The sequence below is a fragment of the Pseudomonas azadiae genome, from assembly GCF_019145355.1.
Lineage (GTDB): Bacteria > Pseudomonadota > Gammaproteobacteria > Pseudomonadales > Pseudomonadaceae > Aquipseudomonas > Aquipseudomonas azadiae.
Window position 1 is genome coordinate 106,841 of record NZ_JAHSTY010000003.1, and the last position, 24,092, is coordinate 130,932.

Annotated in this window: 23 protein-coding genes; 8 read left to right on the plus strand and 15 right to left on the minus strand. The window is 61.8% G+C overall.

Annotated elements, in window-relative coordinates; genetic code table 11:
• Positions 1–9 precede the first annotated feature (9 nt).
• The 3 genes from KVG91_RS27365 to KVG91_RS27375 are packed head-to-tail and all read right to left on the minus strand — an operon-like array spanning position 10 to position 2,982.
• Positions 10–903, minus strand: a complete 894-nt coding sequence (locus KVG91_RS27365; RefSeq protein WP_169374647.1) for an alpha/beta hydrolase — start codon at positions 901–903, stop codon at positions 10–12.
• Complete coding sequence (locus KVG91_RS27370; protein ID WP_169374646.1) at positions 900–2,294, minus strand: aspartate aminotransferase family protein; 1,395 nt, start codon at positions 2,292–2,294, stop codon at positions 900–902. The genes KVG91_RS27365 and KVG91_RS27370 overlap by 4 nt, the downstream gene beginning before the upstream one ends.
• Positions 2,287–2,982 (minus strand): MtnX-like HAD-IB family phosphatase, encoded by a 696-nt coding sequence (locus KVG91_RS27375; protein WP_169374645.1) that lies wholly within the window; start codon positions 2,980–2,982, stop codon positions 2,287–2,289. The genes KVG91_RS27370 and KVG91_RS27375 overlap by 8 nt, the downstream gene beginning before the upstream one ends.
• A gap of 215 nt (positions 2,983–3,197) precedes the next feature.
• Here KVG91_RS27375 and KVG91_RS27380 point away from each other — a divergent pair, with 215 nt between their 5' ends.
• The gene (locus KVG91_RS27380; RefSeq protein ID WP_169374644.1) at positions 3,198–3,953 is read left to right on the plus strand and encodes a MipA/OmpV family protein; all 756 of its coding nucleotides are present in this window, start codon (positions 3,198–3,200) and stop codon (positions 3,951–3,953) included.
• Positions 3,954–4,085: 132 nt separating this feature from the next.
• On the opposite strand, the gene KVG91_RS27385 is transcribed toward KVG91_RS27380, so the two are convergent.
• From KVG91_RS27385 to KVG91_RS27405, 5 genes are all read right to left on the minus strand, one after another.
• The gene (locus KVG91_RS27385) at positions 4,086–4,478 is read right to left on the minus strand and encodes a DMT family transporter (RefSeq protein WP_217894971.1); all 393 of its coding nucleotides are present in this window, start codon (positions 4,476–4,478) and stop codon (positions 4,086–4,088) included.
• Positions 4,475–4,855 (minus strand): DMT family transporter, encoded by a 381-nt coding sequence (locus tag KVG91_RS27390; RefSeq protein ID WP_169375578.1) that lies wholly within the window; start codon positions 4,853–4,855, stop codon positions 4,475–4,477. The genes KVG91_RS27385 and KVG91_RS27390 overlap by 4 nt, the downstream gene beginning before the upstream one ends.
• Entirely contained in the window at positions 4,852–5,772 is a 921-nt protein-coding gene (locus KVG91_RS27395; protein ID WP_169375579.1) for an arginase family protein, read from the minus strand. The genes KVG91_RS27390 and KVG91_RS27395 overlap by 4 nt, the downstream gene beginning before the upstream one ends.
• A 180-nt stretch (positions 5,773–5,952) precedes the next feature.
• On the minus strand, positions 5,953–6,606 hold the full coding sequence (locus KVG91_RS27400; RefSeq protein WP_169375580.1) for a DsbA family oxidoreductase: 654 nt from the start codon (positions 6,604–6,606) through the stop codon (positions 5,953–5,955).
• Positions 6,607–6,660: 54 nt separating this feature from the next.
• On the minus strand, positions 6,661–7,680 hold the full coding sequence (locus tag KVG91_RS27405; protein WP_169375581.1) for an alpha/beta fold hydrolase: 1,020 nt from the start codon (positions 7,678–7,680) through the stop codon (positions 6,661–6,663).
• A gap of 182 nt (positions 7,681–7,862) precedes the next feature.
• On the opposite strand from KVG91_RS27405, the gene metR reads away from it, so the two are divergent.
• Complete coding sequence (gene metR / locus KVG91_RS27410) at positions 7,863–8,780, plus strand: transcriptional regulator MetR (protein WP_169375582.1); 918 nt, start codon at positions 7,863–7,865, stop codon at positions 8,778–8,780.
• Positions 8,781–9,049: 269 nt separating this feature from the next.
• Here metR and KVG91_RS27415 read toward each other — a convergent pair whose 3' ends face one another.
• From KVG91_RS27415 to KVG91_RS27425, 3 genes are read right to left on the minus strand one after another with little or no spacing between them, the layout of a single operon-like run.
• Positions 9,050–9,556, minus strand: coding sequence for a GNAT family N-acetyltransferase (locus tag KVG91_RS27415; protein ID WP_169378315.1), 507 nt, complete (start codon positions 9,554–9,556; stop codon positions 9,050–9,052).
• Positions 9,553–9,963 (minus strand): NUDIX hydrolase, encoded by a 411-nt coding sequence (locus KVG91_RS27420; RefSeq protein WP_169378314.1) that lies wholly within the window; start codon positions 9,961–9,963, stop codon positions 9,553–9,555. The genes KVG91_RS27415 and KVG91_RS27420 overlap by 4 nt, the downstream gene beginning before the upstream one ends.
• Positions 9,963–11,285 carry an HD domain-containing phosphohydrolase gene (locus KVG91_RS27425; RefSeq protein ID WP_169378313.1) on the minus strand — a complete coding sequence of 441 codons (1,323 nt, stop codon included), beginning with the start codon at positions 11,283–11,285 and terminating at the stop codon, positions 9,963–9,965. The genes KVG91_RS27420 and KVG91_RS27425 overlap by 1 nt, the downstream gene beginning before the upstream one ends.
• Before the next feature lie 257 nt (positions 11,286–11,542).
• Between KVG91_RS27425 and KVG91_RS27430 the strand changes: the two genes are divergently transcribed.
• The 3 genes from KVG91_RS27430 to KVG91_RS27440 are packed head-to-tail and all read left to right on the plus strand — an operon-like array spanning position 11,543 to position 15,712.
• Positions 11,543–12,511: a cytochrome-c peroxidase gene (locus KVG91_RS27430; protein ID WP_169378312.1), complete on the plus strand. Its 969-nt coding sequence runs from the start codon at positions 11,543–11,545 to the stop codon at positions 12,509–12,511.
• Positions 12,512–12,521: 10 nt separating this feature from the next.
• Positions 12,522–14,336 carry a DAHL domain-containing protein gene (locus tag KVG91_RS27435; protein WP_169378311.1) on the plus strand — a complete coding sequence of 605 codons (1,815 nt, stop codon included), beginning with the start codon at positions 12,522–12,524 and terminating at the stop codon, positions 14,334–14,336.
• Positions 14,333–15,712 carry an ATP-binding protein gene (locus KVG91_RS27440; protein ID WP_169378310.1) on the plus strand — a complete coding sequence of 460 codons (1,380 nt, stop codon included), beginning with the start codon at positions 14,333–14,335 and terminating at the stop codon, positions 15,710–15,712. Before KVG91_RS27435 ends, KVG91_RS27440 begins: the two co-directional genes overlap by 4 nt.
• Positions 15,713–15,732: 20 nt before the next feature.
• On the opposite strand, the gene KVG91_RS27445 is transcribed toward KVG91_RS27440, so the two are convergent.
• The 3 genes from KVG91_RS27445 to KVG91_RS27455 all read right to left on the minus strand — a co-directional run bounded on the left by KVG91_RS27445 (position 15,733) and on the right by KVG91_RS27455 (position 18,476).
• A complete protein-coding gene (locus tag KVG91_RS27445) occupies positions 15,733–16,005 on the minus strand; it encodes a type B 50S ribosomal protein L31 (protein ID WP_169378309.1) in 273 nt (90 codons plus the stop codon).
• A gap of 100 nt (positions 16,006–16,105) precedes the next feature.
• Entirely contained in the window at positions 16,106–17,431 is a 1,326-nt protein-coding gene (locus tag KVG91_RS27450) for an APC family permease (protein ID WP_169378308.1), read from the minus strand.
• A 226-nt stretch (positions 17,432–17,657) separates the two neighbouring features.
• Positions 17,658–18,476, minus strand: coding sequence for a carbon-nitrogen hydrolase family protein (locus KVG91_RS27455; protein WP_169378307.1), 819 nt, complete (start codon positions 18,474–18,476; stop codon positions 17,658–17,660).
• A 93-nt stretch (positions 18,477–18,569) separates the two neighbouring features.
• On the opposite strand from KVG91_RS27455, the gene KVG91_RS27460 reads away from it, so the two are divergent.
• The 3 genes from KVG91_RS27460 to KVG91_RS27470 all read left to right on the plus strand — a co-directional run bounded on the left by KVG91_RS27460 (position 18,570) and on the right by KVG91_RS27470 (position 22,268).
• The gene (locus tag KVG91_RS27460; protein WP_169378306.1) at positions 18,570–19,334 is read left to right on the plus strand and encodes a helix-turn-helix transcriptional regulator; all 765 of its coding nucleotides are present in this window, start codon (positions 18,570–18,572) and stop codon (positions 19,332–19,334) included.
• A gap of 28 nt (positions 19,335–19,362) precedes the next feature.
• The gene (locus KVG91_RS27465) at positions 19,363–20,982 is read left to right on the plus strand and encodes an FMN-binding glutamate synthase family protein (RefSeq protein WP_169378305.1); all 1,620 of its coding nucleotides are present in this window, start codon (positions 19,363–19,365) and stop codon (positions 20,980–20,982) included.
• 173 nt (positions 20,983–21,155) lie between these two features.
• The gene (locus tag KVG91_RS27470) at positions 21,156–22,268 is read left to right on the plus strand and encodes an OpgC domain-containing protein (protein WP_169378304.1); all 1,113 of its coding nucleotides are present in this window, start codon (positions 21,156–21,158) and stop codon (positions 22,266–22,268) included.
• Positions 22,269–22,289: 21 nt separating this feature from the next.
• On the opposite strand, the gene KVG91_RS27475 is transcribed toward KVG91_RS27470, so the two are convergent.
• On the minus strand, positions 22,290–23,711 hold the full coding sequence (locus KVG91_RS27475; protein WP_169378303.1) for an amino acid permease: 1,422 nt from the start codon (positions 23,709–23,711) through the stop codon (positions 22,290–22,292).
• Positions 23,712–24,092 lie beyond the last annotated feature (381 nt).

Sequence of the window (24,092 nt, forward strand, 5' to 3'; positions counted from 1 at the left end):
CTCGGTGTATCAGGCAGGCCGCAGTGATGCCATCGCAGGCAAGCCAGCTCCCACAGGGGCCTGCGTTGATTTGAGGACCCTGTGCTGCTCGATGAAGCCAGCGCTTAGCTCGATGACCCGACGGTATTGCAGGTCGACCGTGATCATGTGATAGCAGTTGTCCAACAGGATCTTGGTCACCGGCCCGCCGAGGTGGCGTTCCACGTAGTCGGCGTTCCAGCGGCTGGTGATGTCGTCCTCGATGGAGTGCAACACCAGCGCCGGTACGTTGATCGAGGGCATGCGCTTCTTGACCTCGGCATTCATCCAGTGCAATTCCCGCACGGTCACGCCTTCCATCGTCAGCAAGCCCGCTTCGCTGCTTTCGCCTTCTTTCATCTGCCGTTCAACGATGGCGCGCAGGCGCTCGTTCTTGATGCCGTAGGGCGGTTTTTCGGTGAAGCGGAACAGGCGCACGCCGAACGGAATGCGGATCAACAGGGGCGTGATGAACGCCATTTTGCTGATGCTCCAGCCGTCGTACTTGAGCGTGGTGGAATACATCAGCAAGCCGGTGACCTGGCCCGCATGCTCCGACGCCAGGTACATCGACATCACCGCGCCCATGGACAAGCCGCCGACAAACACCTGCGCGTGACGCTGCTTGACGCCCACGAAGGTCTTGCGCACGCCTTCGTACCAGTCGCGCCAGCCGGTGGCCTGCAGGTCGCTGTTGTCACCGCAGTGCCCGGCCAGGGTGGGCACGTACACCGTGCAATTGCCCCCCTTGGCCAGGCCCTTGGCGACCTGGCGCAATTCCGTCGGAGTGCCGGTCAGGCCATGGATCAACAGGATCCCGACCGGACCGTCACCGAGGACGAAACCGGCGTCACCTTCACCGAGGTCGATCCCCGCAGGCTTCACCGCTGGGTCGCCCGTACCAGCAATTGCTCAAGCAGCTTCAGGCCGAGCTCGATTTCCGGGTAGCTGATTTCCAGGGACGGCGCCAGGGTGATCACGTTCTTGTAGTAACCGCCCACGTCGAGGATCAGGCCGAGTTTGCGCCCATCCACCAGCATGTCGCCCTTCATACCTTCCTCGACCATGTAGTCCAGAGTCGCCTTGTCCGGCGTGAAGCCGTCCGGGCCGCAGATTTCGCAGCGCAGGGCCAGGCCCAGGCCGTCGACGTCGCCGATGATCGGGAAACGTTTCTGCAAGTCTTGCAGGCCTTCGAGAAAGAACTTGCCCTTGGCCATGACCATCGCGCCGTAGTCGACTTCACTGGTCATCTTGAACATTTCCAGGCCCACCGCCGTGCCCAACGGGTTGGAGGCGAAGGTGGAGTGGGTCGAACCTGGCGGGAAGATCTTCGGGTTGATCAGCTCTTCACGGGCCCAGATACCGCCCAGTGGGTTGAGGCCGTTGGTCAGCGCCTTGCCGAACACGATCACATCGGGCTGCACGTCGAAGTGCTCGATCGACCAGAGTTTGCCGGTGCGGTAGAAGCCCATCTGGATTTCGTCACTGACCATCAAAATACCGTGCTGATCGAGGACGTGCTTGAGCTCGCGGTAGAAGTTCATCGGCGGGATCACGTAGCCGCCGGTGCCCTGGATCGGCTCGACGTAGAACGCGGCATACTCACTCTGGCCGACCTTCGGGTCCCACACACCGTTGTATTCGGTCTCGAACAGGCGCGCGAATTGCTGCACGCAATGGCTGCCGTACTCTTCCTTGGTCATGCCTTTGGGGCCACGGAAGTGGTACGGGAACGGGATGAACTGCGCGCGCTCGCCGAAATGGCCGTAGCGGCGACGGTAGCGGTAGCTGGAGGTGATCGACGAGGCGCCGAGCGTACGACCGTGGTAGCCACCTTCGAAGGCGAACATCAGGCTCTTGCCGTTGGTGGCGTTACGCACCACCTTCAGCGAGTCTTCGATGGACTGCGAACCGCCGACGTTGAAGTGCACGCGGCCATCGAGGCCGAACTTGTTCTTGGCGTCGACCGCGATCATTTCCGACAGCTCGATCTTGCCCTTGTGCAGGTACTGGCTGGCGATCTGCGGCAGGGTGTCGATCTGCTGTTTCAACGCATTGTTCAGGCGCGGATTGGCGTAGCCGAAGTTCACCGCCGAGTACCACATTTGCAGGTCGAGGTAGGCCTGGTCTTCGGTGTCCCACACGTAGGAGCCTTCGCAACGGCTGAAAATGCGCGGCGGTTCGATGTAGTGGACGGTGTCGCCGTAGGAGCAGTACTTGGCTTCTTTATCCAGGAGTATCTGGTCTTCGGCGGTGGCGATTCGGATATCAGACATGGTGGAAGAGTTCCTGATTTTCAACAAAGGAGGCGGCGTTGGCAGCGATGCCTTGCGGCAGTTGCGCAAGCAACGCCGGTACTTGGGCAAAGCTGTCGAAGCGCGCATGGGGAATCTGGTGGGCCACGCAGTAGTCGGCGAGGCTGCCCTTGGCGAACACGAAGTCGGCGGTGGACGCCACGCACATGTCGGACTTGCCGTCGCCGATCACCAGCACCCGTTTGTTGTGCGGGGTGGATTTGCACTTGCAGTTGCCGGAGGCGGCGCGGCAGGCGTCGCTGGCGTAGGGGAAATCGATGCGCCAACTGTTCTGGTCAACCTGGCGCAGGCGGTTGGCGAGGATCGGCAGCAAGGTCACGTAGTGGCGCGACAGGATCCGCGCGATGCCTTGCTCGATGCCATCGCTGACCACTTCGATGGACGCGCCCAGGCCCATCACGTGATCGACGAAATCCGGGAAGTCCGGGTCGATCTCGACGCTGTCGAAATACGCCAGCAGTTCGGATGGAGTCGCCTTGATCAGCGCCAGTTGGCGGCTCAGGCATTCGCGTGAACCGATATGCCCATCCAGCCATTGCTGTTCGATGGTTTCCCATTCGGGGCCGGCGAAACGTTGGAGGACGTTGTCGATGACATCGGTGGGGGTAATGGTCCCGTCGAAGTCGCACACGATATGCCAGTCAATCATTGTGGTTACCCTGATGGAGCGCGCTGTCTGCGCTTGCATCAGGGGTAGAGCAGGGACTGTGCCAATTGGCCATCGCCCAGCGGGGCTGGGCCCGCCCCGGGATATGTGTCGCACAAGCTACAATTTTTGTAGCTTGCTACAAACAAGATGAGTGCTTGCGCGGGCATGCCGGTCTGCGCGTTCATGCGCGTGCATTCACTTCAGGAGCCGTGACCATGTTTAGGATCACATGCGCTGCACTCGCCGGTTTGCTGAGCCTCTGTGCGCACGCCGAAGGCATCACCGGTGACGTCGGCGCAGGCGTCAGCTACCAGCCCCACGACCCCACCGGCAGCCGCTACGAAACCCGGCCCGTGCCGTATCTCGACCTGGACTGGGGCGATGTCAGCGTGGGCACCGACGACGGTTTGACCTGGAGCGCCTTGCACACCCATGGCTTCAGCGCCGGGCCTTACATCAATTACTTGCAGGGGCGCACCTCCAACGGGTCGCTGCAGGGGCTGCGCAATGTGTCGGACATGGCTGAGATAGGCGGCTTTGTCCAATACGCGCCGGCTGACTTCTGGCGGGTCTACGCGCAACTGGGCCAGGCCGTGGGCGGCGGCCATTCGCAAAGTGGCGCGCTTGGCAAGGTCGGGGGTGAGCTGGGTTACCCGCTGGGCGGCGGGATCATCGGCAGCAGCGGCCTGGTGGCGCATTTTGCCGATGCGCGCCAGACCCAGACGTATTTCGGGGTGGATGACAGCGAAGCCGCAGCCACCGGATTCAAGGCCTACAACGCCAGCGGCGGCTTTCAGAACGTCACCCTGAGCCAGAGCTTCCAGTTCCCGCTGGCGCGCAATTGGTCACTGTTGACCAGCGCGAGTTGGGTACACCTGGTGGGTTCGGCGGCGGACAGCAGCATCGTCAGGCAGAGCGGTGATGTGAACCAGGGTCAGGTGCAAACGGCGATCAGTTACACCTTCAACTGATACACACTGATTAAAACTGTGGGAGCGGGCTTGCTCGCGAATGCGGTGGGTCAGTGACGTATGTATCGACTGAAACACCGCTTTCGCGAGCAAGCCCGCTCCCACATTTGGACCCCATTTCATAGAGACATTTCAGTGTTCTTCGCCCTCAGCCAAAAGCGCGATCCCGGCGATAATCACCCCCACCCCCACCCAGTGCAGCGGGCTGATATGTTCCCCCAGCCCCAGCCATGAACCCAGCAACACCGCCACGAACACCAGTGAACTCAGCGGAAACGCCAGGGACAAACTGCTGCGCCGCAGGATCAGCATCCATACGAAAAACGCGCCGATGTAGCAGGCAATCGCCGCCAGGATCCCCGGGTTGCGGGCCACCTCGGCCAGCCACTGCCAGTTGAAATCCATCTGCCCCAATTGGTCCCCGGCCACTTTGGTGAACAATTGCCCGGCGCTTTCGGTACAGATCAACAATGCCCACAGCACCAGCGTGCCGACACGCCCCTGCAGCCACGTCTGCGCATTCATGCCTGGCCCCCGGCAATCGCAACCAGCATCACACCCAAGGTAATCACCAGCGTGCCCAGCCAACGGCGGCGGCTGACGGTTTCGCCCAGCACCACCTTGCCCGCCAGCACCACCCCGCAATACGCCAGCGCGGCCGCCGGGAACAACAGGCTCAACGGCGCGCGGGACAGCGCTTCGAGCCACACGAAGAACTCGATGGCATACGCGCCGATCCCGGCCCACAACAGCGGCGCATGGAACACTTGGCTCCAGAAGGCATTCAGGCGAAAACCGCCCTCCAACTCGGGCAAACGGTCCAGGCCGAGCTTGAAACACAACTGGCCGAGCACATCGAGCACGATGGAAAACGCCACCAGCCACACCACGGTCAACGTCACGGGAACAGCTCCTCAAACAGATCAATCAGGGCTTCATTGGTGACCGCATTGCGTTGCAGGTCCTCGGCGCTCCAGCGCTGCGGTGGCGGCTGGTCGGACTTGGCTTCCCAACGTTTGAAAGCATTGCTGAACGCCGGCGTGGCGAACTCGCCGCACACGTCGATGCCGATGATGCGTTTGCGCGCAGCCAAGGCCCGCAGGGCTTGCAGCAAGTGGGTCAGGCGCATCCCGCCCTGGTCCCAGTTGGTGGCCGCGTCTTCGCTGGCGAGCACGTCTTTGTCGAGGGTGATCCAGATCGCCTCGGTGGGCAGGCTGTCGATCAGTTGCTCAAGAAACGCCGTCCAATCGAGCTCGGCCAGGTTGCGCCAGTGCAGGTGGTTTTCCTGTTGTTGATGGCCAGCGCCGTCCCCTACCCGCCCCCAGACTTTCGACGGTGGATGCTGCCAGGGAAACAGCTGCAATTGCCCGCGCTTGAGCGCGCCGAGGTTGCCGCCGCGCAGTTGCGGGTTATGCAGGTCATCGCTGCAGGGCCCGAGGGTGACGATGCGTTTGATCGCCGGCATTTTCAGCGCGCGGTTGACCCACGAGCCACAGTGGCGCTTGGGCGCAAAGCGCACCCAGTCGGGGTGGTTGTCGAAGTGGATCAGGCTGATGGGTTCTTTCAGGTCGGCGAGAAACGCTGGCGTGAGGTGGTGATAATCCCCGGAGCCGACAAACAGGATTTCCGGCCGCGCGTCCGTGGGCCGGGGCCTCTGGGCCAGGCGCTGAGTAAAGCGCTTCCAGTTTTTTTCGGTGGACCACAGGCGCAGTTTCGGGCCCAGGTCCAGCAGGTCGATGCGCGTGGCACGGCCGCTGGCCAAACGCCGGGCAATCGGTGCCTGGCGGGTGAGGCTGTGGTCGAGGTCAAGAATATTCAAGGCAGTGTTCCCCCTAAGGCTTCAGGGGGTCGATGCAAGGGGCGGGCCAGGTGGGTACAACACAAATCCAAATGTGGGAGCTGGCTTGCCTGCGATGGCGGTGGGTCAGCCCAACATGCATTTACTGATACACCGCTATCGCAGGCAAGCCAGCTCCCACAGTTTGAACTGTGTTCGGCTTTAGTTTTTGGACTCGCTGATGATCTGGCGAATCGCCCCCACAAACGCCTCGGCCGGCTGGCCACCGCTGACGGCGTACTGGTCGTTGAACACAATGGTCGGCACCGAGGTCACCCCACGAGAGGTCCATAGTTGTTCCTGCTCGCGCACCTCGGCGGCGTACTCATCCGAGGCCAGAATCTCGGCGGCGCGCTGGACATCCAGGCCGACGCTTTCGGCGATGATCGCCAGGGTCGCGTGGTCGGAAGGGTCCTGGCCATCGGTGAAATACGCCTTGAACAGCGCTTCCTTGAGGTTGTACTGCAAGCCTTCCAGCCCGGCCCAATGCAGCAGGCGGTGCGCGTCGAAGGTGTTGTAGATACGGCTCTGGCCATCGGTGCGAAAGGCAAAGCCCAGCGCGGCGCCCATGTCGCGGATGCGCGCGCGGTTGGCTTGGGATTCTTCAGCGCTTGAGCCGTATTTTTCGGTGATGTGCTCGACGATGTTTTGCCCTTCGGCGGGCATGTTCGGGTTCAGTTCGAACGGCTGGAAACGGATCTCGGCCTGCACCTCGCCGCCGAGCTGGTCAAGGGCTTCAGTCAGGCCGCGCAGGCCGATGATGCACCAGGGGCAGGACACGTCGCTGACGAAATCGATTTTCAGGGGAGTACTCATGGTAGGCAACCTCGCTGCTTGAATGTGCCGCAAAGGTTGCACGATACACCAATGTCACAGCAGCTTCGCAGGCGCCACCGGATCAATCTGCGCCCAGTGCGCCGCATCTTCACGATGGGCTTGCAGGTACGGCAACACCGCCGTCAGCAGCGGCGCCTTGAACGCTTCCTGGAAACGATGGGCCATGCCGGGAATCAGTTTCAGCTGGCTGCCCTGAATATGCGCGGCCAGGTGCACGCCATGCATTACCGGCAACAACGGGTCGGCGGTGCCGTGCACCACCAGCGTCGGTACGCGCAGTTGGTTGAGCAACGGCACGCGACTGGGTTCGGCGAGGATCGCCATGATCTGGCGCTTGACCCCTTCGGGGTTGAAGGCGCGGTCGTAGGACAGGGCCGCCTGGTGCAGCAACGCCTGGCGATCATCCTTCACGTTCGGGCTGCCCAGCGCCGCGAGCAAATCGGCCTGCTGTTCCAGCGCCACTTCACGGTTGGGCGCGCTGCGGCGCGACAACAATTGCACCAACGCCGCATTCGGCGCCGGCAGGCCTTCGGCGCCGGAGCTGGTCATGATCAAGGTCAGGCTTTCCACCCGTTGCGGTGCCATGGCGGCCATGTGCTGGGCGATCATGCCGCCCATGCTCACGCCCAGCACGTGGAATCGCTCGATGTGCAAGGCGTCCATCAAGCCGAGCGCGTCGTCGCTCATGTCGGTCAAGGTATACGGCGCCGCCACGGGCAGGCCGAGCTTGTAGCGCAGCACTTCAAAAGTCAGGTTGGCATTGGCTGGAGCCTGGCGCCAGGTCGACAGGCCAACGTCGCGGTTGTCATAACGGATCACCCGAAAACCCTGCTGACACAGGGCGACGACGACTTCGTCGGGCCAGTGGATCAATTGCCCGCCCAGGCCCATCACCAGCAGCAAGGCAGGGTCGGACGCACGGCCAATGCTCTGGTAGGCGATGCTCACCTGAGCCAGGTCGACCGTTTGGGTCGGGACATTGACGTCACATCGAGAAGCCGCAAAAGACGGCAGGCCGAACAATAAGGCGGCCAGTAAACACAACACGCGCATGAAAAACACCGAAACGCAGAACCCCAGTAGAGCGCGAGTCTGATGAAGTTTGTTCAAGCGCGCTGCCACACTTCCATGACAGTTTGATGAAGAGTGCCCAGCGGTCGAGGTCGACACGCCTTGCAACATGAGACAAACTCACGCAATCCGTTATTGTCATAAATTGTCTTCATGGAGAGCCCGTGCTCGAGATCCGTCACCTCAAGACCCTGCACGCCTTGCGCGAAGCCGACAGCCTGGTGGAAGCCGCCGAGCGCCTGCACCTGACGCAGTCGGCGCTGTCCCACCAGTTCAAGGAACTGGAAGAGCGCCTGGGCATGCAGTTGTTTGTGCGCAAGACCAAGCCGCTGCGCTTCACCAGCGCCGGCCTGCGCCTGCTGCAACTGGCCGATGCCACCCTGCCGCTGTTGCGCGGCGCCGAGCGCGATATTGCGCGGCTGGCCGGCGGTACGGCCGGGCGCTTGCACATGGCGATCGAATGCCACAGTTGCTTCCAATGGCTGATGCCGACCATCGACCAGTTTCGTGATGCCTGGCCGGAAGTCGAGCTGGACCTGGCGTCCGGTTTCGCCTTCGCACCGCTGCCGGCCCTGGCCCGTGGCGACCTGGACCTAGTGGTGACCTCCGACCCGCTGGAACTGCCGGGCATCACTTATGTGCCGCTGTTCACCTACGAAGCCATGCTGGCGGTGGCCAACCAGCACGCGCTGGCGAACAAGGCGTACATCGTGCCCGAAGACCTGCTGAGCGAAACCCTGATCACCTACCCGGTGGAGCGTGACCGCCTGGACATCTTCACCCGCTTCCTGGAACCGGCCGACGTGGAGCCGGCCCAGGTGCGCACCTCGGAATTGACGGTGATGATGATGCAGTTGGTGGCCAGCGGCCGCGGCGTGTGCGGCATGCCCCATTGGGCGCTGCATGAATACAGCTCGCGCGGCTATGTGAAAGCCAAGCGCCTGGGCGAGAGAGGTTTGTTTGCAACGCTGTATGCGGGAATTCGTACGGATATGCTGGATGCGCCGTATATGCGCGATTTTTTGCTGACCGCCAAGGACACGTCGTTTTCGACGTTGGATGGGGTGAGTGCGGTGCGCTAGGCGACACGATCTCGGAAACAATGAAGGTCAAAATGTGGAGCGGGCTTGCTCGCGAAGGCGGTGTGTAGTGAGCGGGCTTGTCGAATCGTCGCACCGCCCGCGCTGGGTGGCGAAGCCGCCCCAAACCAGGCGACTCGGTTCTACCTGGAGGTCGGCGGTGTTTTTATTGGGGCCGCTACGCGGCCCAGCGCGGGGCAAGCCCGCTCACTACAGGCCGTATTCGCGAGCAAGCCCGCTCCCACATTTGATATGGGTTCCCAAATTTGATCTCAGTTGTCCTGCAGTTCGCGCCACATGTGGATCTTGTCGAAGTAGTCGACGCCCACCCGCACGGCCAGCGGCTCCAGGCCGTACTGGATGAACCCGCAGCGCTGGTACAGGGCGAAGGCGGGGTCATTGCCGGCGGTGACGGTCAACTGGATCAGCTTGAGGCCGGGCTGCCGGCGCGCCTCCTCCAGCGCCGCTTCGACCAACCGGCGGCCCAGGCCCTGTTGCTGGTGGGCTGCGTTCACGTACATGCCGAACAGGGTGACTTTGTGCCGCGCCTTTTCGCGCGGTTCGAACGCAAGGCCGACAATGCCGGCCAGTTCGTTCTCGACAAAAGCACCGAGCAACCGGTCCAGCGCGCCGCCCAGGCGCTTTTCCCACCAGCTCAACGGCATGGCCGCACGTTCGGCCACGCTGGACGTGAATGCCTGGGGATAGGCGTCATACGCTTGCAGCATCAAGGCTCGATACGCCTGGGCATCGCCGGCCACCAAGGCGCGAATGATCACGCCGTCAGCGACTTGCGATAAAACGGCAGGATCAGATCACGGGTCAGGGGCGCCAGCAACAAGCCGCCGTCGCCGGTGGGATCGATCCAGCGCACCTCTTCAATCTCAGCCGCGGGCGTGACCGGTCCGTCGACCTGCAGCAGGAACAACTCCGCTTGCACGGTAAACCCCGGCTCGTTGGCCGCCGGCGCCGAAAACTGGCCAAGGTAGCGTGCGTCGCTCGGTGCAATGCGCAGGTTCAGCTCTTCTTGCAGCTCGCGGGCCAGGGCCTCGGCGGGCTGCTCGCCGGCGTCGATCTTGCCGCCGGGCTGCATGAAGGCCTGGGTGCCGCGCTTGCGCACCAGCAGGGTCTGGCCGTCGCTGCCGATCAGGACGGCGGCGGCGATGCGGATAGTCGAAAGGTTCATCAAAGGTCAGCGGTCTCTTCGGGTAGTTTGATAAATACGCTGTACTTCGCGCCCTCCATCGCCTCGAACGCAATCAGCTTGTCCACCAGCGGCAGGTTCAGCACCTTGCCGGCGTTGAGCAGCAGCATGCCGTTGTCAGCGTTGAGGTTGCGCGCCAGGACCATGCCGGCTTCCAGTTCACGGGTGGTCAGTACCTTAACCGCCGGATCGCCGAGGGTCACGTCACTCAGGAACGCGGCACAGGCCAGGACGAAGTCCTCGACCAGGTCCGGGTCATACAGGCGCCCGGCATATTTGCGGATATACACCAGCGCCTCGTCGCTGTTCATCTGCCGCTCGAGGACCAGGCCCTTTTGCAATTCGATGAAGTCGACCGCCAGTTTCAGCAGGCGCGAACCGAACGGGATCGCGTCGCCCTTGAGGTGGTCGGGGAAGCCGCTGCCGTCCCAACGTTCCTGGTGGTGGCGGATGATGCGTGCCGCGTCCTTCATCGGCTCCAGGGTCATCAGCAGCGACTCGCTCTGGGTCGGGTAACTTCGGTATTGCTCGCGGTCGGTGCTGTGCAGCCTGTCGGACGGGGCGATCAGCATGCTGTCGTTCCAGCTCAGCTTGCCGATGTTGTAGAGCGCGGCCGCCATGGTCAGGTCGCGCGTGCTGGCTTCATCCATGCCCTGGGCCGTGCAGTAGAGCCGAACCAGCTCGATCAACGGGCGGTTGGTCTGCTTGTCCCTGGGCAAGCGCAAGTTGGCAAGCAACGAAAACACCTCGGTGCCTGTCGCGTAGCTGCGCTTGAGTTCTTCGTAGGCCAGGTCGAGCATGTCGGCGGTCTGCTGCAACTCCGAAGTGCGCGACACCACGCGTTTTTCCAGGGTCGCGTTCAACGCCTTGAGCTGCTCGTTCTGCACCTGGGTCAGACGTTCAAGCCGCTGGTGCTCCAGGGCCTGCTGCAGGATCAGCTTCAGCTCATCGTCATTCCAGGGCTTGGCGATATAACGGTGGATCTGCCCTTCGTTGATCGCCTTGATGATCGTCGGCACGTCGGCGTAGCCGGTCAGCAGGATACGGCTGGTGGCGGGATACAAGCGATGGACTTCGGCCAGCAACTGCGCGCCGTCCATGCCCGGCATGCGCGCGTCGCTCATGACCAGGTCGACGGGCCGCGCCGCCATTATTTCCAGGGCCTGGGCGCCACCGCCGGCCAGCACCACATCAAAGGGCTGACCGCGCAGCAGGCGGCGCAGGCTGTTGAGGATCGACTCTTCATCGTCGACCAGCAAAACCGTGGAAACTGCGGTGGAGAGCGTAGCGAGTTGTTCATCCATGCCTACTGCGCCTTCGAATTAACTGAAAAATTGAGCCGAACCGGACCCCTGCGCCAACACGTCTTCCCCGCTTGACGCGCGGGGTTAATTTGACGCCAACTGGCCGTCGATATCAAGGCAGTTCGACTATGCTGTCACAGCAGGTCGGCGCTGCGCCCAGCGATGCAACCAAGGAAGGCCAAGGCGACCTGTTCCGTCAAGCAACTGCACGGCACTGCCGCCCGATCACCAGCCCTACGCCTGCAAGGAGTGCTCGCTTGAGCGACGTCTCACCCTACCGTCCCGGCCTGATACTGAGCCTGTGGCTGTGCTTCGGCATGCCGCTGATGGCCGCGCCGTTGGATGAAGCGCTCAAACCCTTGCCTGCGGTGCCGACGCTGGACCCGGCCAAGGTCGAGCTGGGTCGCCAATTGTTCAACGAGCCGCGCCTGTCGGTGAATAACGCGCTGTCCTGCGCCAGCTGCCATCATCTGGAATCCGGAGGCGCCGACGACAAGCCGTTTTCCATCGGCTTCGACGGCAAGCCGGTAGACACCAACACGCCGTCGGTCTTCAACGCCAGCCTCAACTTCAAGCAGTTCTGGAATGGCCGTGTCGACACGCTGGAGGCACAGGTGGTAGACGTCGTCATCAGCCCCGTGGAAATGGGCAGCGACTGGAACACCGTGGTGCGCAATCTCTCTGCCGTGCCGGCCTACCAGGCTGCGTTCCAACAGGCCTACCCCGATGGCGTCACCGCCGCCAATGTGCAAAACGCCCTGGCCATCTATGAACGCACCCTGCTGACTCCCCGTTCGCGGTTCGACCAGTACCTGCTCGGCGATACCGAGATCCTCACCACCCAGGAAAAGTACGGCTACCAACGCTTCAAGGACTACGGTTGCATCGCTTGTCACCAGGGCATCAACATCGGCGGCAACATGTTCCAGAAATTCGGCGTCATGGGCGACTACTTCAAGGCGCGCGGCAACCCGGTCGAGTCGGACCTGGGTCGCTACCTGCTGACCCAGGACGAAGAGGACCGCCACGTGTTCAAGGTGCCGAGCCTGCGCAACGTCGCGGTCACCGCGCCGTATTTCCATGACGCGTCGGCCAAGACCCTGGAAGAGGCGGTCGACGTGATGTTCAGGTACCAGTTGGGGCGCAATCCGTCCCAGGAAGACAAAGACCTGATCGTCCTGTTTCTCAGGACCTTGACTGGCGAATGGGCAGGCAAGCCTCTATGAGCAAACCGACATGACCCTGTCTCGCCGCCGCATCACCCAGGTATTGCTGGGCCTGGCCACCCTGTTGCTGGCCTCGACGCTGGTGTACCTGTACGTCAAGTCCTCCCGCGACCAGACGGCCACCTATACCCATTCGCGGGATTTGATCCGCCAGCTCCAACAGCTCAATGCGCAGTGGGACAGCGAAGTGCTCAAGGCGCGGATAGCGATTACCCACAACTACGACCCGCTGGTCGCACCGCTCGCGCAAATGAACCAGCTATGGGCCAGCCTGGACAGCCGTGAGACCTATCACAACCCCGAAGACCTGACCCGCTGGCAAGCCAGCCGGGACGCCTACGAGGGGGCCATCCAGGAAAAAGCCCGGTTGGTCGACCGGTTCAAGTCCCACAACGCGGTGTTGCGCAACTCATTGGCTTTTCTACCGACGGCCGAAGATGACATCCAGGCGCAGTTCAACCGTTTCAATGAGCACGACCGTCTGCAACTGCAGGGCGTGGCCACCGACACTTACGACCTGCTGCTCAGCAGCCTGGAGTTCGCCCAGGTCACCAGCGATGAGCGCGCCGCCGATATCCTGGTGGGCCTGGGCAAACTGGCGATCAACAAGGAGCGTTTGCCCGCCGATTTCCAGGCGCCTGTGGAGATTCTGAGCAACCACATTTCGTTGATCCTGCGCGAGCAGCCGGTGGTCAACGGCTTGCTGGAACGCATAGCCGCGGTCCCGGTGGCCGAGCGCCTGGACGAGCTGACCACGCATCTGGACCAGGACCAGCAGGCGGCTGACCTTATCGACCATCAATACCACCGCTACTTGCTGGTCTTCTCGACCCTGCTGGTGGCGCTTTTGTTGTACCTGGCGGTGCGCCTGCTGCGCAGTTTCGCTGAAATCAACCGGGTCAACCGCGCCTTGCATGCGGCCAATGAAACCCTGGAACAGCGCGTGGAGCGACGCACGCAACAGCTCAAGGATGCGCAAAGCGAACTCCTGGACAGCGCTCGCCAGGCCGGCATGGCAGAGATCGCCACCAACGTGCTGCACAACGTAGGCAACGTGCTCAATAGCGTGAATATCTCCGCCGACCTGGTCACGCGCAAATTGCGCAGCAGCAAGGCGTTGGGCCTGGGCAAAGCCATGCAGTTGATCAACGAACACCAGGGCGACCTGGGCCGCTTTTTCACCGAGGATGAAAAGGGCAAGCTGCTGCCCGGTTACTTGAACCAGTTGGTGGAGGCGATCGCCGTCGAGCAGCAAGGGATGGCCGAGGAACTGGCGCAATTGAGCAAAAGCATCGACCACATCAAAGACATCGTCTCCACCCAACAATCCTATGCCGGCGCGGCCACGCTAAAGGAAGCGTTGCATATCGGCGCGCTGATGGACGACGCCTTGCGCATGAACGAAGGCTCGCTGAGCCGGCACAATGTCACGGTGGTCAAGCATTACGCCGAGGTGCCAGAGATCCTTGCGGACAAACACCGCTTGCTGTTGATCATGGTCAACTTGATCAGCAACGCCAAACAGGCCATGTCCAGCCTTTCCGACCGGCCGCGGTACATGACGCTGCGGGTCCAGCCGCTGGATGACGGCACCTTGCAGATCAGCGTGAAGGACGAGGGTGAAGGCATACCGGCAGAAAACATGACCCGCATCTTCACGCACGGCTTCACCACCCGCAAGGAAGGCCATGGCTTCGGCCTGCACAGCTGCGCCCTGGCCGCCGTGGAAATGAATGGCCAACTCAGCGCCCACAGCGACGGGCCGGGCCAAGGCGCGGTGTTTACCTTGACGATCCCTCTTACCCTTGCTGGAAGCCCGACATGAACCAACCTCCCAACCGGCGCATCCTGCTGATCGACGACACGCCTTCGATCCATGATGATTTTCGCAAGATCCTGATGCCGCCCGTTGAAGCGAACCAGCTCCTGAATGACATGGAATCGGCGCTGTTCGGCGACACGACCAAGGCCCAGGCACAGGTTTTCGAGCTGCACTCGGCCTATGGCGGCGAAGAAGGCCTTGGCCTGCTAACCACGGCCATGACGCAACAACGTCCCTACGCGTTGGCCTTTGTCGACATGCGCATGCCCCAGGGCTGGGACGGCGCCCGGACCATCGAAGAGCTGTGGAAAGTCGACCACGACCTGCAAGTGGTGGTGTGCACTGCGTACTCGGACTATGCCTGGGAAGACCTGCTCGAACGCCTGCACGGCCATGATCGCCTGCTGATCCTGAAAAAACCCTTCGACAATATTGAAGTCCAGCAAATGGCCAACACCCTGGCCAACAAATGGGACATGGCCCGCCGCGCTTCGCTGCAAACCACCCACCTGGCGCAACTGGTGGAACAACGCACGCAAGCGCTGCAACTGGAAATCGACGAGCGCAAGCACCTGGAAAGCCAACTGGTGCAGTCTGAAAAGCTTGCGTCGCTGGGGCAACTCGCGGCGGGCGTCGCCCATGAGATCAACAACCCGGTGGGCTTCATTTCTTCCAACCTCAGCACCCTGGACGGCTACTTCAAGCAGTTGCAACAGATACTGCAAGCCTACCAAGGCGCCGAGCCGCTGATTGCGGCGCCGGAGCAGCGCGACCAACTCAAGGCGCTGCGTACCAGCCTTGAGCTGGATTTCCTCACGGAAGACATTCCGATCCTGATCAGAGAATCCAAGGAAGGCATTGGTCGGGTGGTGCAGATCGTCAAGGACCTGAAGAACTTCTCACGGGTGGACAACGACCAGACCTGGCAGTTTGCGAACTTGCAACAGGGCATCGACTCGACGCTGAACATCGTCGCCAGCGAGCTCAAGTACAAGGCCGATGTCGTCAAGCACTACCAACCACTGCCGGACATCGAATGCCTCGCCTCACAGCTCAACCAGGTGGTGATGAACCTGGTGATCAACGCGGCGCAAGCCATGGGCCCGGAGCGCGGCACCATTACCATCAGCAACGGCGTGGAAGGCCAGAACATCTGGCTGGAAGTGGCGGACAACGGCTGCGGCATCGCCCCTGAAGCACTGCAGAAAATCTTCGACCCGTTCTTCACCACCAAACCGGTGGGCGAAGGCACGGGGCTGGGGCTGTCGCTGTCCTACGGCATCGTCAAGAAACATGGCGGCACGATCGCCGTCAGCAGCGAACCGGGCAAGGGCACGACGTTTCGGGTGGTGTTGCCGATTCGGCAGACGGCGGTGTAGGACACGCCGCCGGATTGTGCTCACTCCTCGACTTTTTTCGGACTCGCCCCAAACGAAGCAAACCGTTTGTTGAACCCGGCGATGCGGCCTTCGGCCTGGGTCTTGCGCTGCTGGCCGGTGTAGACCGGATGCGAAGCGCTGGACACATCCAGGGGAATATAAGGGTAGGTGTTGCCGTCACTGTGCGTGTGGGTGCGATCGCTGTCGGCGGTGGAGCCGATCAGGAAGAACACGTCGGCAGCGGTGTCGTGGAACAGCACGGTACGGTAGTCGGGGTGGATACCAGCTTTCATAAGGCCTCCGGGGCGTCTGGGTGCATTTTATGGGTTATACAGTAACATAAATCATGCAGCCAAACGAGAACCGATTGCAATAAGCATAGAGCGCGTGGGCCTATGCAGCTTCTTGGAAATCCATCTCCGGTGGCTGCTGCGAGAAGCCACGGGTGAGCACGCCCAGGTAAACCAGGCCGATGGCCAGCCAACCCAGACCGAGATACATGGCCAGGTGATCGAGGCTGATCATCAGCCACAAGTCCGCCAGCAGACCGACGGCCGGGAATATCAAGAACAGGATCAACTCACGCACACCGCGTTGCTTGGCGCCGATCCAGTAGTGAAAGATCACCGACAGGTTCACCAGGCTGAACGCCAGGAACGCACCGAAGTTGATGAACGACGTGGACGTGGTCACATCCAGCTTCAATGCCAGCAGCGCCACCACCGCGCACAACAGGATGCTGTTGACCGGCGTGCCGAAGCGCGCATGCAAAGTGCCGAAGAACGACTTGGGTAACACGCCGTCGCGGCCCATGGCGAACAACAGGCGCGAACCACTGGCCTGGGCAGAGAGCCCCGATGCGAACTGACCGACGATCAGGCCGATCAGAAAGACCGACACAAACAAGTCGCCACCGATGTTGCGCGCGATTTCATACGCCGCCGAATCCACGTTAGTGAACTCAAACGACGGATGCGCGACCTGCACAAAGTAGGACACCGCCACGAAGATCAGCCCGCCGATGAGGGTAATCAACATGATCGCCCGGGGGATAGTGCGGCGCGGGTCGCGGGTTTCTTCGGTGAGGGTGCTGACCGCGTCAAAGCCCAGGAACGAGTAGCAGGCGATGGCCGCGCCGCTCATGATCAATGGCATTTGCATCTGGCCGTTGAAGAACGGGGTGAGGGTCCACAGTGGCTTGCTCGGATCGCCGCCGATGTAATGGATGCACAGCGCCACGAAGGCGATCAATACCAGGAACTGCACCAGCATCAGCAAGGCATTGATGCCATTGGCCAGCTTGAGGCCAACGATATTGATGGCGCTGGTGACGCCGATGAACGCCAACACCCAGACCCACTGCGGCACCGTCGGAAACGCGGAATTAAGGTACGCCGCACCGATCAGCCAGATGGCCATGGGCAGGAACAGGTAATCGAGCAACACCGCCCAGCCGGCAATAAACCCCAGCTTGGGGCTGATGGCCTTGCGCACGTAGGTGTAGGCGGAACCGGCCACCGGAAAGGCCGAGGCCATGCGCCCGTAACTCATGGCGGTGAAGAACATCGCCACCAGCGCCGCCAGGTAAGCGGCGGGCACCATGCCCGAAGTGGATTGCGCCAGGATGCCGAAGGTGCCGAGCACAATGATCGGCGTCATATAGGCGATGCCAAACAGCACCACCGACCCTAATGACAGGGTGCGTTGCAAACGAGCCATGAGTGATTCTCCGCGCGATTATTAGATTTATGGCAGAACTGAAGTGGGTAAAGCGTCTGTCGTTGTTCTTATGTTCTGTAGTGAGCGGGCTTGCCCCGCGCCGGGTGGCGAAGCCGCCCCATCCCAGCCACTGTTTTTTACAGTTGGAACCGCGGTGCCTGGGTTTGGGGCGGCTTCGCCCCCCGGCGCGGGGCAAGCCCGCTCACTACAAAATCAGGGTTTGCATTCATTCGGGGATCAGCAGCTCGCGTGTCCCATCGCTGCGCTCGATCACCTCACCCGGCAATTTCAAGCGCTGGTCGTCCAGATAGCGGTAGTCCTTGCGTGCCGCCGCCAGTTGGTCAAGATCGAGCTCAACCGTGAATTGCCCTTCCTCACGCCCGGCCTCGAACAGCAACGTGCCAAACGGGTCGACCAAGGCGCTGCCGCCCGCGAACAACAACCCGCCATCGCCCTCTTCCACGCGGTTGACCATCAGCGCAAACACCTGGTTTTCCTGGGCGCGGGCCATGATCGCGGTGCGGTGTGTGGGGCCGTACGGGTCCATGTTGCCGTTGGTGACGATCAGCAGTTCGGCGCCCAATTGCGCATTGGCGCGGGCGCTTTCCGGGAACTCGATGTCGTAGCAGATCAACAGGCCGACGCGTACACCATTCCAGAGACAGGTGGCATAGCGATCGCCTGGGGTGAAGACCCCGCGATCAGAGGCCCACAGGTGGGTCTTGCGATAACGCAGGGCAATCCCTTCGGGCGTGATCAGCAAAGTGGTGTTGTAGAATTGCCCGCCGGCGCTTTCGGCCGTGCCGATCACCACCGCGATATTACGTGCGCGGGCGGCGTCGATCACGGCCTGTACGGTGGGCCCGTCCAGCGGCTCGGCGACGTCGGCGACAGTCTCGGCCGACGGGAAGCCCATCAAGTGGGTTTCCGGGAAGACGATCAGTTGCGTATCGGCCGCCGCGGCAGCGATCGCCGCCAAGGCCCGCTCAAGGTTGTAAGCTGTACCGTTATCACGGCCCGCCAACTGGGCAAATTCGACCTTCATGGGTATTCCTTGTTCTGTGTACGTGCCGCAGTATGCGCAGGCGCAACCGGCCAGGGAATCACGCGGCGGGGGTAACCCGATAGGGGTAGATCAATGACCATGTCGCTGCAAGACATCGCCTGGCACCGTTCGGTGGGGCAAATGATAGACGCCCTGGACCAGCCCAACTTCTGGACCCAGCTTGTGCGCCTGCTGGACCAGTACGTGCCGTTCGATAGCTGGGTGGTGTTGCTGTTCGGCAGCGAACACCGCCCGCTGGTATTCGCTGAGTGCCCAGGTGCCGACGGCGCGCCCGACCACCTGTTCCAGGACTACCTGAACGGCCTGTACCTGCTTGACCCCTTCTACATCGCCAGCCGCGAACACACGCGTACCGGGCTGTTTCGCCTGGCCGAAGTGGCGCCGGAGCACTTCGAACTCACCGAGTACTACCAGCGCTATTTCCGCCTGAACGTGGTGGCCGATGAAATCCAGTTCAATTGCCACCTGCCGGATGCGCGTACATTGTGCCTGTCGCTGGGCTCCCGGCAGCGTTTCGACCCGGCGCAAATTGCCCTGCTGTCGCTAATCCAGCCCTGGGTACTGGGCCTGCTGCGCCAGCGCCTGCCCTATGAACTGAACCAGGTCAGCGCCCTGCAGCCGCCGATCCAGAATGATGACTGGGGCGCGCAACTCACCGCCCGCGAGCTGGATGTGGGTCGCTTGATGCTCAGCGGCTGCTCCAGCAAGGAAATCGCGCGTAAGCTGGAAATCTCTGTGGAAACCGTGAAAGTCCATAAGAAACACATGTACAGCAAGCTAGGGATCAAATCCCAGTCAGAGCTGTTCTCGATCTTTCTACAGGCGCAAACCGCCTAGCCGATGAGTCCGAACCCAGGAACCCCATATGAGCCTGTCGTTACTGAGCCGTTACGCCTTCTTTGCCGTGTGCGTCATCTTCACCCTCGCCAGCCTTCCCTTTATCGAACATGAATGGCTCTGGCCCTTCACCCTGATCACCGGCGTACTGAGCCTGATCGGCATTTTCGACCTGCTGCAAAGCCCTCATGCGGTGCGCCGCAACTACCCGATCCTGGGCAATATCCGCTACCTGGTCGAAGCCATCCGCCCGGAAATCCGCCAGTACCTGCTGGAGTCCGACAGCGACGCCCTGCCCTTCTCCAGAGCCCAGCGCTCGCTGGTCTATTCGCGCGCCAAGAATGAAACCGCCGACAAACCCTTCGGCACCCTGATCGACGTGTACCAGTCGGGCTTCGAATTTATCGGCCACTCCATGCGCCCCGCGCCGCTCAGCGACCCGAGCGCCTTTCGCGTAATGGTCGGCGGCCCGCAGTGCACCCAGCCGTATTCGGCGTCGGTGTTCAACATCTCGGCGATGAGCTTCGGCTCGCTGAGCGCCAACGCGATTCGCGCGTTGAACCAGGGCGCCAAGCTGGGCAATTTCGCCCATGACACCGGTGAAGGCAGCATCAGCCCCTACCACCGCGAGAACGGCGGCGACCTGACCTGGGAGCTGGGCAGCGGCTACTTCGGCTGCCGCACCAGCGACGGCCGTTTCGACCCGGAACGCTTCGCCGTGCAAGCGCGGGACCCGCAGGTGCGCATGATCGAAATCAAGATGAGCCAGGGCGCCAAACCCGGCCATGGCGGGATCCTGCCCAAGCACAAGGTCACCCGGGAAATCGCCGACACCCGCGGCATCATGATGGGCGAGGACTGCATCTCGCCCTCGCGCCACAGTGCGTTTTCCACCCCGCTTGAGCTGATGCAGTTCATCGCGCAACTGCGCGAACTGTCCGGCGGCAAACCGGTGGGTTTCAAGTTCTGTCTGGGCCACCCGTGGGAGTTCATGGGCATCGCCAAGGCCATGCTCGAAACCGGCGTCCTCCCGGATTTTATCGTGGTCGACGGCAAGGAAGGCGGCACCGGCGCCGCCCCCGTGGAGTTCACCGACCATATCGGCGTGCCGCTGCGCGAAGGGCTGCTGTTCGTGCACAACACCCTGGTGGGGCTGAACCTGCGTGACAAAATCAAACTCGGCGCCAGCGGCAAGATCGTCAGCGCGTTCGACATCGCCAGCGTCCTGGCCATCGGCGCTGACTGGGCCAACTCGGCGCGTGGCTTCATGTTTGCCATCGGCTGCATCCAGTCGCAAAGTTGCCACACCAACAAGTGCCCGACCGGCGTCGCCACCCAGGACCCGTTGCGCCAGCGCGCCCTGGTAGTGCCGGACAAGGCCCAGCGCGTGTTCAACTTCCACCGCAACACCCTCAAGGCGTTGGCGGAAATGCTCGCCGCTGCCGGTCTCGATCATCCGTCACAACTGTCGGCCAAGCATTTGGTGCGGCGTATGTCGGCGAGCGAGATCAAGCTGTTTTCGCAGTTGCACGTGTTCCTCAAGCCCGGTGAGCTGCTCACCGGGGAAGTAAACGGCCAGTTTTATTCACGGATGTGGCAGATGGCGCGGGCGGACAGTTTCGAGCCCCACGAAGTGGTCGCCGCCTGACATCCCCTCACTCAGCCTGCCGGCTCCGGGCAGGCTGTCGAGACATTCAGTAATACCCAGCCTTTGCATTTGCTTACAAATACCGCCAACCTGCGCCCGCCCGACGTGCGGCGCACGGCCACCGCTGCGCACGCTTGTCATGACCCATCCCATCTGTACAAGAGCCCGCTGCCATGCTGAACGGACGCGACCCGCGCATCGATTTTTTTCGGGGCCTGGCGTTGATCTTCATATTCTGGGATCACGTCCCTCACAACCCCCTCGGCCAGATCACCTTGCGCAATTTTGGTTTCAGCGATGCGGCGGAGGTGTTTGTGTTCCTTGCCGGTTTTGCATCGGTGATGGCCTACAGCAAAGTGCTGCAACGCGAAGGCTACTGGATGGCTTGCCTGAAGATCCTGCGGCGTACCTGGGTGCTGTATGTGGTGCACATCTTTTTGCTGGCACTGCTGATGGGCATCGTGTTCTTCGCCAACAGCCATGTAGAAACGCGCGACCTGGTGCAAGAGATGGGCATGACCCATTTCATCACGCATCCGCAGCAAGCCCTGCTCGATGAATTGCTGCTGCGCTTCAAGCCCAACCTGATGGACCCGTTACCGCTGTACATCGTCTTGCTGGCCAGCCTGGCGCTGGTGTTGCCGTTGATGCTGCGCAAACCCTGGATGGTGGTGGCGGTGTCATTGACGGTGTACCTGCTCGCGCCCTGGATGGGCTGGAACCTGCGGGCAATCGAGGATGGCGTGTGGTACTTCAACCCGGTGACCTGGCAATTGCTGTTTGTGCTGGGCGGCATGGCGGCCATTCAAAGCCAGGCGCCCAAGCCTGTGCAGCCGCCCTCTTTGTGGCGGCAACCGCTGTTTGTGACGGCGGCGGCGTACGTGCTGGTGGCTGGAGCCATCACCCTGTCCTGGCGCTGGCCTCATGTGCATGACGCGCTGATGCCGGCGCTGATCAGCGACCTGATCTACCCGATCAGCAAGACCGACCTGTCGCCGGTACGCCTGCTGCATTTCCTCGCGTTGGCCTATGTCACCGCCAAGCTTTTGCCCACGGCCGGCTGGACGCAAAACCCGGTGGCCGCGCAGGTGTGCCGCATGGGGCGGTTTTCTCTGGAAATCTTTTGCCTGGGCGTGGTACTTGCGCCGCTGGCGGACATGCTCAACGCCATGGCGGGCGATGCGTTGGCCATGCAACTGTTGACTGCGTGGGTGGGGGTGCTGTTGATGGCGGCGCTTGGCGCCTGGCTGGAACTGAACAAGCGCCTGAACCAACGCGCTACCTGAGTAGCGCGTGGAACGGGTCGGTCAACGACTGGCTTGCGGGGCAACGCGCCCGGCGTTGGTAGGTTGCAGCTTGAAGGTATAGAACAGCACCGTCAGCAAGATCAGGAAAGCGGGCCCGACATACAGCGCCACGCGGGTGTCGGGGAAGTACGCCATCAGGCCGACCACCAGCACCAGGAATGCCAGCGCCAGGTACGAGCTGACCGGGAACAGCCACATGCGGTACTTGAGGCCGGCGCGCTCGGCGGGGCTCAGGCCGTTGCGGAACTTGAGCTGGGCCAGCAGGATCATTACCCAGGTCCAGATCGCGCCGAAGGTGGCAATCGAGGTCACCCAGACGAAGACTTTTTCCGGCACCAGGTAATTGAGCAATACGCCTAGCAACAAGGCGAAGATCGATAACAGCAGTGCCTTGCGCGGTACGCCGTTGCTTGAGGTGGTGCCGAAAGCGGTCGGCGCCTGGCCGTTCTGCGCCAGGCTGTAGAGCATGCGCCCGGTGCTGAAGATGCCGCCGTTGCACGACGACAACGCGGCGGTGATCACCACGAAGTTGATGATGCCCGCGGCGGTCTTGATGCCGAGGCGCTCGAAGGTCATCACGAACGGGCTGCCCTGGGTGCCGATTTCGTTCCACGGGTAGATCGACAGGATCACGAACAGCGCACCGACGTAGAACAACAGGATGCGCCAGAACACCGAGCCGATCGCGCGGGGAATGGTCTTCTGCGGGTTGCGTGCTTCACCGGCGGTAAGGCCGATCATCTCCACGCCGAGGTAGGCGAACATCACCATTTGCAGGGACATCAGCACGCCCTGCACGCCGTTGGGCATGAAGCCGCCGTGGGCCCACAGGTTGGAAATGCCCAGCGCCACGCCGTCGTTGCCGAAACCAAAGGCGATGATGCCGACGCCACCGATGACCATCGCAATAATGGTGACGATCTTGATCAGGGCAAACCAGAACTCGAACTCACCGAAGGCCTTCACCGCGATCAGGTTGATGCTGCCCATGCTGATCAGCGCCGCCAGGGCCCAGATCCAGCGCGGCGTATCCGGAAACCAGACGCCCATGTACACGGCCACGGCGGTGATTTCGGCAACGCAGGTCACCAGCCACAGGAACCAGTAGTTCCAGCCGGTGAGAAAGCCTGCCAATGGGCCGAGATAATCTTGCGCATAACGACTGAACGAGCCGGCAACCGGATTGTGCACGGCCATTTCACCGAGGGCGCGCATGATCACCAGGATCGCCAGGCCGCCGATGATATAAGACAGCATGATCGCCGGGCCGGCCATTTCGATGGCTTTGGCCGAGCCGAGAAACAGGCCGACACCGATACAGGCGCCGAGCGCCATCAAGCGGATATGCCGCTCACCGAGTTCGCGTTTGAGCGGGCCGCCTTGAGCGGTCTCGCCATGGGGCAGTGGGTTGCCGACTGGCATAGGGGTACGACCTCATTTTGTTATTGGATAGACCGTCGTGTTTGCGCGACGCAGATGGGTAAACCTGGGTCGCGATCCAAACGGGCGCCGTCGGATGAACGACGCCGTCTTGCCGGGCAAGGCCAACGGGACGTGCAGTATAAAAAGCTCGGCATGGGACCATTCACTGTAAAAACGCGACTATTCAGGGGAAAACCCCATAATAGATCGCCGAAACAGGAGCCTCTGCCCTGAATTTTTAAGTAAAACCACTTATTTGAACGGACGCGAGTATTGCACAGGCCGCGTGCAACGTCATGAGCACGATCCCGAAACATCGTCCTTCAACTGTAGGAGCTCTCGAGCTTTAGCGAGGCAGCGATAGCGCAGTGTCAGTCAAAG